2 protein-coding genes (1 of these 2 running past the window's edge) are annotated in these 14,989 nt (G+C 74.2%); both read left to right on the top strand.

Annotated features, from left to right (window positions below):
- The first annotated feature begins 23 nt into the window (after positions 1-23).
- Positions 24-9,512: a type I polyketide synthase gene (locus tag ACZ6MA_RS06585; protein ID WP_469431600.1), complete on the top strand. Its 9,489-nt coding sequence runs from the start codon at positions 24-26 to the stop codon at positions 9,510-9,512.
- A gap of 20 nt (positions 9,513-9,532) precedes the next feature.
- Positions 9,533-14,989, top strand: the beginning of a protein-coding gene (locus ACZ6MA_RS06580) for an SDR family NAD(P)-dependent oxidoreductase (protein WP_469431599.1). 26,850 nt of this gene lie beyond the right edge of the window; only the first 5,457 of its 32,307 coding nucleotides appear in the window; its start codon is at positions 9,533-9,535; its stop codon lies off the right edge, out of view.

Here is a 14,989-nt window from a genome sequence, read left to right as displayed (position 1 = left end):
CATTACGGGATGAGGACGGACCGGTGCAGGAAGACCAGCAGGACAAAGTTGTCGACTACTTGAGGCGAGTGGCCGCGGACCTCCGACGTGCGCGCCAGCGCATCGACGAACTGGAGTCCAAGAGCCGCGAACCGATCGCGATCGTGGGCATGGGCTGCCGTTTCCCCGGCGGGGTCGCCTCGCCGGAGGGGCTGTGGGACCTGGTCGCCTCCGAGGGCGATGCCATTTCGAGCTTCCCCGCCGACCGCGGCTGGGACCTGGCCGCACTGACCGGCGACGGCGAGGGCCGCAGCACCACCCACGAGGGCGGCTTCCTCTACGAGGCGGGCGACTTCGACGCCGGCTTCTTCGGCATCTCCCCGCGTGAGGCGCTGGGCATGGACCCGCAGCAGCGGCTGCTGCTGGAGGTCTCCTGGGAGGCACTGGAGCGGGCGGGCATCGACCCGCTGTCGCTGCGCGGCAGCCAGGCGGGCGTCTTCGTCGGCTCGTACCACTGGAACCCGGGCACGGCCCGGGCGACGGGCGAACTGGACGGCCACGCGCTGACCGGCACCGCCGCCAGCGTCCTGTCGGGACGGCTCGCCTACACCCTGGGCCTCGAAGGCCCGGCGCTGACCGTCGACACCGCCTGCTCGTCCTCCCTGGTGGCCCTGCACGTGGCGATGCGGTCGCTGCGTGACGACGAGTGCTCGCTCGCCGTCGTCGGCGGCGTCACCGTCCTGTCCGACCCCGCTGTGTTCGTCGAGTTCAGCAAGCAGGGCGGACTGGCCCCCGACGGCCGCTGCAAGGCGTTCTCCGACGCCGCGGACGGCACGGGCTGGTCCGAGGGCGTCGGCGCGCTCGTCGTCGAGCGGCTCTCGGACGCGCGGCGCAATGGTCATCCGGTGCTGGCGGTGCTGCGGGGCAGCGCGGTCAACCAGGACGGCGCGTCCAACGGTTTGACGGCCCCCAACGGCCCGTCGCAGCAACGGGTGATCCGGCAGGCGCTGGCGAACGCGGGTCTGTCGGCGGCGGATGTGGACGCGGTGGAGGCGCACGGCACGGGCACCCGGCTGGGTGACCCGATCGAGGCGCAGGCGCTGCTGGCGACCTACGGCCAGGACCGTGAGACGCCGCTGCGACTGGGGTCGTTGAAGTCGAACATCGGTCATACGCAGGCCGCGGCCGGTGTCGCGGGCGTCATCAAGATGGTCATGGCGATGCGCCACGGCGTGCTGCCGAAGACCCTGCACAGTGACAACGCCTCCTCGCACGTCGACTGGTCGGCGGGCGCCGTCGAGCTGCTCACCGAGCCGGTCGCGTGGCCGGCGGGGGAGCGGCCGCGCCGCTGCGCGGTCTCCTCCTTCGGCGTCAGCGGCACCAACGCGCACGCGGTCCTGGAGGAAGCGCCCCCGGCCGGGGAATCGGCCGACGAGGCGCCCACGGCCACGGTCGACACCGCCATGGTCGTCCCCTGGGTGCTCTCCGGCCGGGCCCCGGGCGCCGTGCGCGACCAGGCCGTGAACCTTCTCTCCCGGCTGGACGCCGACCCCGGTCTCCGCCCGGTCGACGTCGGGTACTCCCTCGCCTCCCGGTCGCTGTTCGAGCACCGCGCGGTGATGGTGGGTGCCGGCCTGGACGACCTGCGGGAAGGGCTCGGCACCCTCGCGGCCGAGGACACCGCCGCCGCCGTCGTACAGGGCGTCGCGGACATCGACGGCAAGACGGTGTTCGTGTTCCCGGGCCAGGGGTCGCAGTGGGTGGGCATGGGTGCCCGGCTGCTGGAGGAGTCCCCGGTCTTCGCCGAGCGGCTGGCGGAATGCGCCGAGGCGCTGGGCGCCTTCGTCGACTGGTCGTTGGCGGATGTGCTGCGCCAGATGCCGGGCGCGCCGTCGCTGGAGCGTGTCGACGTCATTCAGCCGGCGTCGTTCGCGGTGATGGTGTCGTTGGCGGCGTTGTGGGAGGCCCATGGGGTGTCTCCGGATGCTGTGGTGGGTCATTCGCAGGGTGAGATCGCGGCGGCTGTGGTGTCGGGTGCGTTGTCCCTGGAGGACGGTGCGCGCGTCGTGGCGCTGCGCAGTCAGGCGATCGGGCGCCGTCTCGCCGGACACGGCGGGATGATGTCCGTCGCGTTGCCGGTGGGGGAGGTCGAGGAGCGGCTTGCCGGTTTCGCGGGCCGGGTGTCCGTGGCCGCTGTCAATGGTCCTCGTTCCGTGGTGGTTTCCGGTGATCCGGAGGGTCTGGACGAGCTTGCCGCGCGGTTGTCGGACGAGGGTGTCCGGGTGCGGCGGATCGCGGTGGACTATGCCTCGCACTCCGCGCAGGTCGAGGACCTCCACGACGAGCTGCTGTCCGAGCTGGGGCCGATCCGGCCCCGCGAGTCCGAGGTGCCGTTCGTCTCGACCGTTACCGGCGGGTGGCTGGACACCAGCGGCATGGACGCCGAGTACTGGTACAACAACCTCCGCAACACCGTCGCGTTCGAAGCGGGCATACGGACGTTGCTCGACGCGGACCACGGCGTGTTCGTCGAGGTCAGCTCGCACCCCGTGCTGGCGATGGCCGTACAGGACGTCATCGAGGACGCCGGCGGGCACGCCGTCGCGGTCGGCACCCTGCGGCGCTATGAGGGCGACCTGTACCGCTTCCTGACGTCGCTGGCCGAGGTGTTCGTCCGGGGCGTGTCCGTCGACTGGCGGTCCGTCTACGCCGGCACCGGTGCCCGCCGGGTCGACCTGCCGACGTACGCGTTCCAGCACGAACGCCTCTGGGCCATGCCGCACGAAGTCGAGCTGCTCGCGGCGACGGACCCCGCCGACGCCGAGTTCTGGGCGGCGGTGGAGCGGGAGGACCTGGGCTCGCTCACCTCGAGTCTGCACATCGACGAGGAGTCGCTCGCCGCCGTGCTGCCCGGTCTGTCGTCGTGGCGCCGTCAGCGGCGTGAGCGGTCGGCGCTGGACGCCTGGCGTTACCGGGTCGCCTGGTCACCGCTCGCTGGTGTGCCGCAGGCGTCGCTGTCGGGTACGTGGCTGGTGGTCACGGCCGAGGGCATCGCCGACGAGGACGTGGTGGCCGCGCTTTCCGGGCAGGGCGCGCAGGTGCGCCGCCTGGTCCTGGACGAGTCCTGTGTCGACCGTGCCGTTCTCGCGGCCCGGCTGGAGGACGCCCACGATGTGGCGGGCATCGTCTCGGTGCTGGCGGCGGCCGAGCAGCCGTCCGCCGCGTACCCGGCGCTGGCTTCGGGTCTCGCTCTGACCGTCGCGCTCGTCCAGGCCCTGGGAGACGCGGGGATCGACGCGCCGCTGTGGTGTGTGACACGCGGCGCGGTATCGACGGGCCGTTCGGACCTGGTGACCAACCCCGTACAGGCACAGGTGCTGGGCGTCGGCTGGACCGCCGCGCTGGAGCACCCGCAGCGGTGGGGTGGCATGGTGGACCTGCCCGGCACGCTCGACGAGCGCGCCGGCCGGCGGCTCGCGGCCGTCCTCACCGGTACCACCGGTGAGGACCAGCTCGCGATCCGCTCCTCCGGTGTCTTCACCCGGCGCGTGGTCCGGGCCGCCGCCTCCGGCCAGGGCACGGGACGCGGCTGGAAGCCGCGCGGCACGACGCTGATCACCGGCGGTTCCGGTGCGCTGGCCCCGGACCTCGCCCGGTGGCTCGCCGGCCAGGGCGCCGAACACCTCGTGCTCGTCAGCCGCCGGGGCCCGAACGCGCCCGGCGCCGCCGATCTACTGGCCGAACTCGCCGCGCTGGGCACGGAGGCCGAAGCGGTCGCCTGTGACATCAGCGACCGCGACGCGATCGCCGGGCTGCTGTCGGGCCTCACGTCCGACGGCCGCACCGTGCGGACGGTCGTGCACGCCGCGGCCGTCATCGAGCTGGAGTCGCTGGCGGGCACCACCATGGAGGAGTTCGCCAGGGTGGTGTCCGCCAAGGTCGCCGGCGCCCGGCACCTGGACGAACTGCTGGACGACGAGGAACTCGACGCGTTCGTCCTCTTCTCCTCCATCACCGGCATGTGGGGCAGCGGCCGGCACGCCGCGTACGGCGCGGGCAACGCCTATCTGAGCGCGCTCGCCGACCACCGCCGCGCCCGTGGCCTGACCGCCACGTCCCTGCACTGGGGGAAGTGGCCCGACGACGCCGAGGCTGCACAGCTCGACCCGCACCAGATCCGCCGCAGCGGACTGGGCTTCATCGACGCGGGCCCGGCGCTGGCCGGCATGCGGCGCGCCCTGGACGACGACGAGACGGTCCTCGCCATCGCCGACGTGAACTGGGACGTCTACCACCCGATCTTCACCTCCGGCCGCCCCACGACGCTGTTCGACGACGTGCCCGAGGTCCGGCGGCTGACCGAGACCGCGGAGCGGGCCGTGAGCCCCGGCGCCGAAGGGGAGTTCGCGGCCCGGCTGCGCGCCCTGCCCGCCGCCGAGCGCGACCGGCTGCTGCTGGAGCTGGTCCGCGGCCGGGCCGCGACCGTCCTCGGACACACCTCCGGTGAGGCGTTCCCCGAGCGGCGTGCCTTCCGTGACGTCGGCTTCGACTCCGTCACCTCGGTGGACCTGCGCAACCGGCTGGTGGCCGCCACCGGACTGCGACTGCCGAGCACCCTGGTCTTCGACTACCCGACCCCCCTGGCGCTGGCGGAGTACCTCCGCGACGAGATCGCGGGAACCACCGCGGCCGACGCGCCCGCGGTGTCCGCCGCCGCCACCGACGAGCCGATCGCGATCGTCGGGATGAGCTGCCGCTACCCCGGCGGCGCGCACACCCCCGAGGACCTGTGGCGACTGCTCGTCGACGGTGCCGACGTGATCTCCGAGTTCCCCGCGGACCGCGGCTGGGACGCCGGCGCGCTGTACGACCCGGACCCCGACCGGCACGGCAAGACGTACTCCGTCCAGGGCGGATTCCTGCACGAGGCCGCCGAGTTCGACGCCTCCTTCTTCGGGATCTCCCCCCGTGAGGCGGTGGCGATGGACCCCCAGCAGCGGCTGCTGCTGGAAACCGCGCACGAGGCGCTCGAACGCGCCGGCATCGACCCCGACTCGCTGCGGGGCAGCGCGACCGGCACCTTCATCGGCGCGACCTACCAGGACTACACCTCCGGGGTCCCGAACGCCGCCGAGTCCGAGACGTACATGGCCACCGGTACCGCCTCCAGCGTGCTCTCCGGCCGGGTCTCCTACCTCTTCGGCCTGGAGGGCCCCGCCGTCACCGTCGACACGGCCTGCTCCTCCTCGCTCGTCGCCCTGCACCTGGCCTGCCAGTCGCTGCGCAACGGCGAGAGCACCCTCGCGCTCGCCGGCGGTGTGGCGGTCATGTCGACCCCGAGCCCCTTCGTCGGCTTCAGCCGGCAGCGGGCCCTGGCCGTCGACGGGCACTGCAAGCCGTTCTCCGACGACGCGGACGGCATGACCCTCGCCGAAGGCGTCGGCCTCGTCCTGCTGGAACGGCTCTCGGACGCCCGCCGCAACGGCCACCAGGTCCTCGCCGTCGTCCGCGGCAGCGCCGTCAACCAGGACGGCGCCTCCAACGGGCTGACCGCCCCCAACGGCCCCTCCCAGCAGCGCGTCATCCGCCAGGCCCTCGCCAACGCGGGTGTCGCGCCCGCCGACGTCGACGTGGTCGAGGCCCACGGCACCGGCACCAAACTGGGTGACCCGATCGAGGCCCAGGCGCTGCTGGCCACCTACGGCCAGGACCGGGAGACACCGCTGCGACTGGGCTCCCTCAAGGCCAACATCGGCCACACCCAGGCCGCCGCAGGTGTCGCGGGCGTCATCAAAATGGTCATGGCCCTGCGCGAAGGCATCCTGCCCGGCACGGTCAACGTCAGCGAGCCCTCGACGCGGGTCGACTGGTCCGCCGGCGCGGTGGAGCTGCTGACCGAGGCCGAGAAGTGGCAGGCCGAGGGACGCATCCGCCGAGCGGGTGTGTCGTCGTTCGGCATCAGTGGCACCAACGCCCACCTGATCCTCGAACAGGCACCGGACGACGCGGCCGACGAGCGGGAACCGGCCGCCGACCACCCGGGCGTCGTGCCCTGGCTCGTCTCCGCGAAGTCCGACGCCGCGCTGCGTGACCAGGCCGCCCGGCTGCTCGCCCGCGTCGGTGACAGCCCGGAGCTGCCGCCCGTACGGGTGGGCTGGTCGCTGGCCACCACCCGGCCCCGGCTGGAACACCGCGCGGTGCTGCTCGGCGAGACGCACGAGGACTTCACCCGCTGCCTGGAGGCGCTGGCCACGGCCGGCACCACGCCGGGCGTCGTCCGCGGTGCCGCCACCGGCGGCGACGCCGGCCCGGTGTTCGTCTTCCCCGGCCAGGGCTCGCAGTGGTGGGGCATGGGCCGTGCGCTGCTGGAGACCTCCGAGGTGTTCCGGTCCGCCGTGGACGACTGCGCCGAGGCCCTCGCCCCGCACATCGACTGGTCGCTGCGGGACGTCCTGGCCGGCGCCTGCGACACCGCGACGGCGGAGCGGGTGGACGTGGTCCAGCCCGCACTGTTCTCCATGATGGTGGCGCTGTCCGCGCTCTGGCGCTCCCACGGAGTCGAACCCGCCGCCGTGATGGGGCACTCACAGGGCGAGATCGCCGCGGCGTGCGTCGCGGGCGCCCTGTCCCTGCCGGACGCCGCGGCCGTCGTGGCCCTGCGGAGCAAGGCCCTGCTGGCCCTGTCCGGCAAGGGCGGCATGATGTCCGTGGCCGCCTCCGCCGAACAGGTGACCGCCCTCCTGGAACCCTGGGGCGACCGGCTCTCGCTGGCCGCCGTGAACGGCCCCTCCTCGATCGTCGTCTCCGGCGACCCGGAAGCCCTCGCCGCACTCAGGGAACAGTGCGCGACGGCGAAGATCCGCGCCCGCATGGTCGCGGTCGACTACGCCTCGCACGGCTCGCAAGTGGAGTCCATCCAAGGCGAGCTGGCGCGCCTGCTGGCCTCGGTCACCCCCCGCGCGCCGAAGGTGCCCTTCTACTCGACCGTGACCGGCGAACGGCTCGACGCGCCCACCATGGACGGCGGCTACTGGTACACCAACCTGCGGCAGACCGTACAACTGGAGCAGGCCACCCGGGCGCTGCTCGCCGACGGGTACCGGCTCTTCGTCGAGGCCAGCCCGCACCCCGTCCTGACCGGGGCCGTGCAGGAGACCGCGGAGGCCACCGACACCCCGACCGCGGTGGCCCTGGGCTCGCTGCGCCGCGACGAGGGCGACACCAAGCGCTTCCTGACCTCCCTCGCCGAGGCGCACGTCCACGGCGCGCCCGTCGACTGGCGCGCGGCGTTCCCCGCCGCCGCCCACGCCCCCGTCGACCTGCCCACCTACGCCTTCCAGCGCCGCCGGTACTGGCCGGAGGCGGTGCCGCCCACCCCGGACGGCACCGGCACCGGCACCGCGGCGGACGCCGCGTTCTGGGGGCTCGTCGAGAACGGCGACCTGGACGCCCTGGCCGGCGAACTCGGCGTCGCCGAGAACACCGAACTCACCTCCCTGGGCGCACTGCTGCCGGCCCTCTCGGCGTGGCGGACCAAGTCCCGGCAGTCCACGGCGGCCAACGCCCTGCGCTACAAGGTGGACTGGACCAGGCTCCGCGAGCCCGCCTCCACGACCATGGACGGCACCTGGCTGGTCGTCGCACCGGCGCGCGGCGCCACCGACCCGTGGGTGGCGGCCGCCGTCGACGCCCTGGGCCCCGACACCCTCCGCCTCGACGTCGAGGACACCGACCGCGACGCGCTGACCGCCCTCCTGACCGCCACCGCCCCGGACGGCGCCGGCATCACCCAAGTGGTGTCCCTGCTGGGCCTCGTCGAGGACCGGCACGCCGACTACACCTCGGTGCCCGCCGGGCTGGCCATGACGCTGGCCCTGGTGCAGGCACTGGGCGACGCGGGCATCGAGGCACCGCTGTGGTGCCTCACCCGGGACGCCGTCGCGGCCTGCCGCGACGACAAGGTCACCCACCCCGTCCAGGGCGCGCTGTGGGGCCTCGGCCTCGTCACCGCCCTGGAACAGCCCGGCCGCTGGGGCGGTCTGATCGACCTCCCCGACACCATCGACGCGCGCACCGCCGCCCGGCTGCGCGCCGTCCTGGCCGCCCCCGGCGGCGAGGACCAGGTGGCCGTCCGCGCCGCGGGCACCTTCGGCCGCAGGCTCGTCCACGCCGCCCCCGGCGGCAACGGCCCCGAGCGGCGCTGGTGGGAGCGGGGTACGGTGCTCATCACCGGCGGCACCGGCGGCCTCGGCGGCCGCGTCGCACGATGGATCATCGAGCGCGGCGCCCGGCACGTCGTCCTCACCAGCCGCCGCGGACCGGACGCCCCCGGCGCCGACGGACTCCGCGCCGAACTCGAGGCCCTCGGTGCCCGGGTGACCATCGCGGCCTGCGACGCCGCGGACCGCGACGCCCTGACCGCCCTGCTGGCGGGCCTGCCCGCCGACCTCCCCCTGACGGCCGTGGTGCACGCCGCCGGTGTCGCCGACGGCGACGCCGACGCGCGGTCCCTCACCGTGGAACAGCTCGACGCGCTGCTGCGCTCGAAGCTCACCGCGGCCCTGCACCTGCACGAGGCCACCGAACACCTCGACCTCGACGCGTTCGTCCTGTTCTCCTCCGGTGCCGGCATCTGGGGCAGCGGCGGGCAGGCGGGCTACGCCGCCGCGAACGCCTTCCTCGACACCCTCGCCGAACACCGCCGCGCCCGGGGCCTGACCGCCACGGCCGTCTCCTGGGGAGCCTGGGCCGAGGCCGGCATGGCCACGGTCGCCGAGGTGCACGACCGGCTGAGCCGGCGCGGCGTCATGCCGATGGACCCCTCCCTGGCCATCGCCGCCCTCCAGCAGAGCCTCACCGACGACGACACCCAGGTCACGGTCACGGACATGGACTGGGACCTGTTCACCCCGAGCTTCACCGCCACTCGCCCCAGCCCCCTGCTGTCCGGCATCCCCGAGGTCCGCGCCGTGCTGGCCGCCCAGGAAGCCCCGGCCGACGACGACGGCGACGACTCCGCACTGCGCCGACGTCTCGAAGACCTGTCCGACGCCGAGCGCGGGCGGGCCCTGCTCGACGTCGTCCGCGTCGAGGCGTCCGCCACCCTCGGCCACGAGAGCGCGGACGCCATCCCCGCCGACCGGGCCTTCCGGGACGTCGGATTCGACTCCGTGACGGCCATCGAACTGCGCAACCGGCTCCGGGTGGCGACCGGGCTGGCCCTGCCCGCCGCCCTGGTGTTCGACTACCCCACGCCCACCGCACTCGCCCAGTGCCTGCGCTCGTACCTCTTCCCCGACACCGCCCCGGCACCGAAGACGGACGACCCCGACGCGCACATCCGCGAAGCCCTCACCACCGTCCCCATCAGCCGGCTCCGCAAGGCGGGCCTGCTGGAGATGGTGTTGCGGCTCGCCGACGAAGAAGCCGAGACCGCCACCGCCGCGCCCGACACCGCGTCACCGATCGACTCGATCGACGACATGGACGCCGAGAGCCTGCTGCGACTGGCGACCGAGAGCACGACGAACTGAAAGCGACCTGGAGAAGAACGATGAACACCTCCACCAACCAATACGTCGAAGCGCTGCGGTCGTCCCTGAAGGAAATCGAGCGGCTGCGGCAACAGAACCAACAGCTGGTCGCGGCGGCGGTGGAACCGATCGCGGTCGTCGGCATCGGCTGCCGCTTCCCGGGAGGCGTCGCCTCACCGGAGGACCTGTGGCGACTCGTCGCCGAAGGCCGCGACGCGATGTCGGACTTCCCCACCGACCGGGGCTGGGACCTCGCCGCCCTCGCGGGCGACGGCCCCGGCGGCAGCCTCGCCCAGCAGGGCGGCTTCGTCCACGACGCGGCCGAGTTCGACCCCGGCTTCTTCGGCATCTCCCCCCGCGAGGCCGTGGCCATGGACCCCCAGCAGCGCATGCTGCTGGAGGTGTCCTGGGAGGCGCTGGAACGGGCCGGCATCGACCCCGCGTCCCTGCGGGAAAGCGCCACCGGGGTGTTCGTCGGCACCACCGGCCAGGACTACAGCACCGTCATCACCGGCTCCGACGAGGACGCCGAGGTCTACTCCACCACCGGCCACGCGGCGAGCGTCATCTCCGGGCGGCTGTCCTACACGCTCGGCTGCGAAGGCCCCGCCGTCACCGTCGACACCGGCTGCTCCTCCTCGCTGGTCGCCCTGCACCTGGCCGCGCAGGCACTGCGCGGCGGCGAGTGCTCCCTCGCCCTGGCCGGCGGTGTCACGGTGATGTCGACGCCCGGCGCGTTCGTCTCCTTCACCTCACAGGGCGGCCTGGCCTCCGACGGCCGCTGCAAGTCGTTCTCCGACGACGCCGACGGCACGGGATGGGCCGAGGGCTCGGGCGTCCTGATCCTGGAGCGCCTCTCCGACGCCCAGCGCAACGGCCACCCGGTGCTCGCGGTGCTGCGCGGCTCGGCCGTCAACCAGGACGGCGCGTCCAACGGCCTGACCGCCCCCAACGGCCCCTCCCAGCAGCGCGTGATCCGCGCCGCCCTGGAGAACGCGCACCTCGCGCCCGCCGACGTGGACGCGGTGGAGGCACACGGCACCGGCACGACCCTCGGTGACCCCATCGAGGCCCAGGCCCTGCTGGCCACCTACGGCCAGGACCGGGAACGCCCGCTGCTGCTGGGCTCCCTGAAGTCGAACATCGGGCACACCCAGGCCGCCTCCGGCGTCGCCGGTGTGATCAAGATGGTCATGGCGATACGCAACGGCGTCCTGCCCCGGACGCTGCACGTGACGCGGCGGTCCTCGCACGTGGAGTGGTCGGCGGGCTCGGTGGAGCTGCTGACCGAGTCCACGCGGTGGCCGGACGCGGGCCGGGCGCGCCGGGCGGGCATCTCCTCGTTCGGCATCAGCGGCACCAACGCCCACGTCATCGTCGAGCAGGCACCGGCCGTCGAACCGGCGGCCGTCGAGGAGCCGGCGGTGTCACCGGGCGTCGTGCCGTGGGTGGTGTCGGGCAGGACCCCGGCGGCGCTGGAAGCACAGCTGGCACGCGTCACGGCGTTCGCGGCGGACCACCCCGACGCCACCCCGCTCGACGTGGGCCTCTCGCTCGCGGCCGGCCGGTCGGTGTTCGAGCACAGCGCGGTGCTGCTGGCCTCCGCCGAGGGCGTCACCGAGGCCGCCCGCGGGGTGGCCGCGGCCGACGAGCGACTGCTCGCGGTGGTGTTCTCCGGGCAGGGCTCGCAACGGCTCGGCATGGGCCGGGAACTGTACGGCCGCTTCCCCGTCTTCGCCGAGGCCCTGGACGCGGTCCTGGCGGAGCTGGAACCGCTGCTGGACGGCCCGCTGCGGGAGGTGATGTGGGGCGAGGACGCCGCGGCGCTGAACGAGACGGGCCGCACCCAGCCCGCGCTGTTCGCCGTCGAGGTGGCGCTGTTCCGGCTGGTGGAGTCCCTGGGGATCACCCCGGACTTCGTGGCCGGTCACTCCATCGGTGAGATCGCGGCGGCCCATGTGGCCGGGGTGTTCTCCCTGGGTGACGCCTGCCGTCTGGTGGCCGCCCGTGGCCGTCTGATGCAGGCCCTGCCCGCCGGCGGCGCCATGGTCGCCGTCCGGGCCACCGAGGACGAGATACGGCCGCTGCTGACCGAGACGGTGTCGATCGCCGCGGTCAACGGCCCGTCGTCCGTGGTGATCGCGGGGGAGGAGGCCGCGGTCCTCGACCTCGCCGGCCGCCTCGCCACGCAGGGCCGCAAGACATCCCGGCTGCCGGTCTCGCACGCCTTCCACTCGCCGCTGATGGAACCGATGCTGGACGACTTCCGCACGGTCGTGGAGGGCCTGACGTTCGAGGCACCGGCGATCCCCGTGGTCTCCAACCTCACGGGCCGGGTGGCCACGTCGCAGGAGATCCGCTCCGCGGAGTACTGGGTGCGGCACGTCCGTGAGGCCGTGCGCTTCGCCGACGGCGTCCGGGCCCTGGTGGCCGAGGGCGTGGGCACCCTGCTGGAGCTGGGCCCGGACGGTGTCTGCTCGGCGATGGCCGCCGATTCGGTGCCGGACGGCACCCTGGTGGTCCCCGTCCTGCGCAAGGACCGCCCGGAGGAGACCGCGGCCGTCACGACACTGGCCCGGCTGCACGTCACCGGGGTCCGCGTGAAGTGGACGGCGCTCTTCGCCGGAACCGGCGCCCGCCGGGTGGACCTGCCCACCTACCCGTTCCAGAACGAGCGTTTCTGGCCCTCCGGGGTCGCGCACCACACCGGTGACATGCGGGCCGCCGGCCTGGCCTCGGCCGGGCACCCCCTGCTCGGTGCCGCCGTGGAACTCGCCAACGGCGAAGGGGCGCTGTTCACCAGCCGCCTGTCGGCACAGTCACACCCGTGGCTGGCCGACCACGTCGTCAACGGCCGGGTGCTGCTGCCCGGCACGGCCTTCGTGGAACTGGCCATCCGCGCCGGTGACGAGGTCGGCTGCGACCGGGTCGAGGAACTGGCGCTGGCCGCCCCGCTGGTGCTGCCCGAACAGGGCGCGATCCAGTTCCAGGTGCGCGTCGGCGCGGCCGACGACGCCGGACGCCGCACGGTCGGCATGTACTCGCGCGCCGAGGGCGCGGTCGACGCACCCTGGTCCGGCCACGCGACCGGTGTCCTCGCCCCCGGCACGCCCGCGGCCGGGCCCGCCTTCGACGCCACGGTGTGGCCCCCGGCCGGCGCCGAACCGGTGGACCTGGAGGGCTGCTACGAACGCCTCTCCGAGATCGGCTTCGACTACGGGCCGCTGTTCCGGGGCCTGCGGGCCGCGTGGCGGCGCGGCGACGAGGTGTTCGCCGAGGTGAGCCTGCCCGAGGGCGGCGAGGCCGACGCGGCCGCGTTCGGACTCCACCCCGCCCTGCTCGACGCCGCCCAGCACGCGGCCGCCTTCGGTGACCTCGGCGCGATCAGCCACGGCGGACTGCCGTTCTCCTGGGAGGGCGTGTCCCTGCACGCCTCCGGCGCCTCCGCCGTACGGGCCAGGCTCTCCCGCACCGGCGAGGACATGGTGTCGATCACCGTCGCGGACACCGCGGGCGGCCTCGTCGCCACCGTCGACTCGCTGGTCTCCCGCCATGTACCCACCGAACAGCTGACCGAGGCCGACTCCCCGCGCCGGGACTCCCTGTTCCGCGTGGAATGGTCCGCCGTCCGGGCCGAGCCCGTGACGGCCGCCGGACCGGTGGCCGTCATCGGCACCGACGCCACGGCACTGGCCGAGACCCTGCGCGCCACGGGCACGCCCGCCGACGCGCACACCGACCTGGACGCCCTGTTCACCACCGGCACCCCGGTGCCGGACGTGGTCCTCGTCCCTGTGACCGGCGACCCGGGCCCGGACCGGATCACCTCGACACACGCCCTGACCGGCACCGTCCTGGCCCTCGCACAGCGCTGGCTGACGGACGAGCGGTCCGCCGACGCCCGCCTGGTCTTCGTGACGCGCGGCGCGGTGGCCGTCGCCGGCGACGCCCCCACGGACCTCGCCGCGGCCGCCGCGTGGGGCCTGGTGCGCTCCGCCCAGACCGAGAACCCGGGCCGGTTCGGCCTGCTGGACCTCGACGCCGCCTCCCTCGCCGCCGTTCCGGCCGCACTGGCCGCCGGCGAACCCCAACTGGCCGTCCGCGACGGACAGCCGCTGGCCCCCCGGCTGGCCCGCCTGACGGTGCCGGACACCGCCCCCGAGGCCGTATGGGACGCCGACGGAACCGTCCTGGTCACCGGCGGCACCGGCGGCCTGGGCGCCGTGCTGGCCCGCCACCTCGTCACCCACCGCGGCGTACGCCGACTGCTGCTGGTCAGCCGCCGCGGCCCCGCCGCCGCCGGCGCCGACGACCTGGCCGCCGAACTGACCGCACAGGGCGCCCACGTACGCGTCGCCGCCTGCGACGTGTCCGACCGCGCCGCACTGACCGGGCTGCTGGAGTCGGTCGACGCCGCCCACCCGCTGCGGGCCGTCGTGCACACCGCCGGCGTCGTGGACGACGGAGTCATCGGCTCGCTGACCCCCGAACGCCTGAGCGCCGTACTGCGCCCCAAGGTCGACGCCGTGTGGAACCTGCACGAGCTGACCCGGGACCTGGACCTGACCGCGTTCGCCGTGTACTCGTCGGTGTCCGCCACCCTGGGCAGCGCGGGCCAGGGCAACTACGCGGCCGCCAACGCCTTCCTGGACGCCCTGGCCGCCCACCGCCGCGCCGCGGGCCTGCCCGGCCTGTCCCTGGCCTGGGGCCCCTGGACCCAGTCGGTGGGCATGACGGGCTCGCTCACCGACGTGGACGTGGAGCGCATCGCCCGGCTGGGCATGCCGCCGCTGACCGTCGAACAGGGCGTGGCCCTCTTCGACGCGGCCCTGACCGGCACGGAGCCGGTGGCCCTGCCGGTACGGCTCGACCTGCCGGCCCTGCGCGCCAAGGGCGAAATCCCCCCGCTGCTGCGCGGCCTCATCCGCGTCCCCACCCGCCGCGCCGTCGCACAGTCCTCGAACGCCGTCGACTCCCTCGTCCAGCGCCTCGTCCCCCTCACCGGTGAGGAGCGCCGCGAAGTCCTGCTGGACCTGGTGCGCGGCCAGGTGGCCCTGGTGCTCGGACACGCCGGCGCCGACTCCGTCGACGTCGCCCGCCAGTTCCAGGACCTCGGCTTCGACTCCCTGACCGCGGTCGAACTGCGCAACCGCCTCAACACGGCGTCCGGCCTGCGGCTGCCCGCCACGCTCGTCTTCGACTACCCGACACCGGGAGCGCTGGCCGACTACCTGCTGGACGAACTGTTCGGCGCCGAGGCCGAGACGGCGGCCCCCGTGCCCGCACGGGCCACGACACCGGTCGCCGACGACCCCATCGTCATCGTCGGCATGGCCTGCCGGTACCCGGGCGACGTGGACTCGCCCGAGGACCTGTGGCAGATGGTCACCGAGGGCGCCGACGCGGTCTCCGGCTTCCCGGTCAACCGCGGCTGGGACATCGACGGCCTGTACGACCCCGACCCGGACCACCCGGGC

It is taken from the genome of Streptomyces sp. NPDC042259, assembly GCF_055582085.1.
Note: the sequence above shows the minus strand (reverse complement) of the source record. Positions and strands in the feature narration are given on the sequence as shown.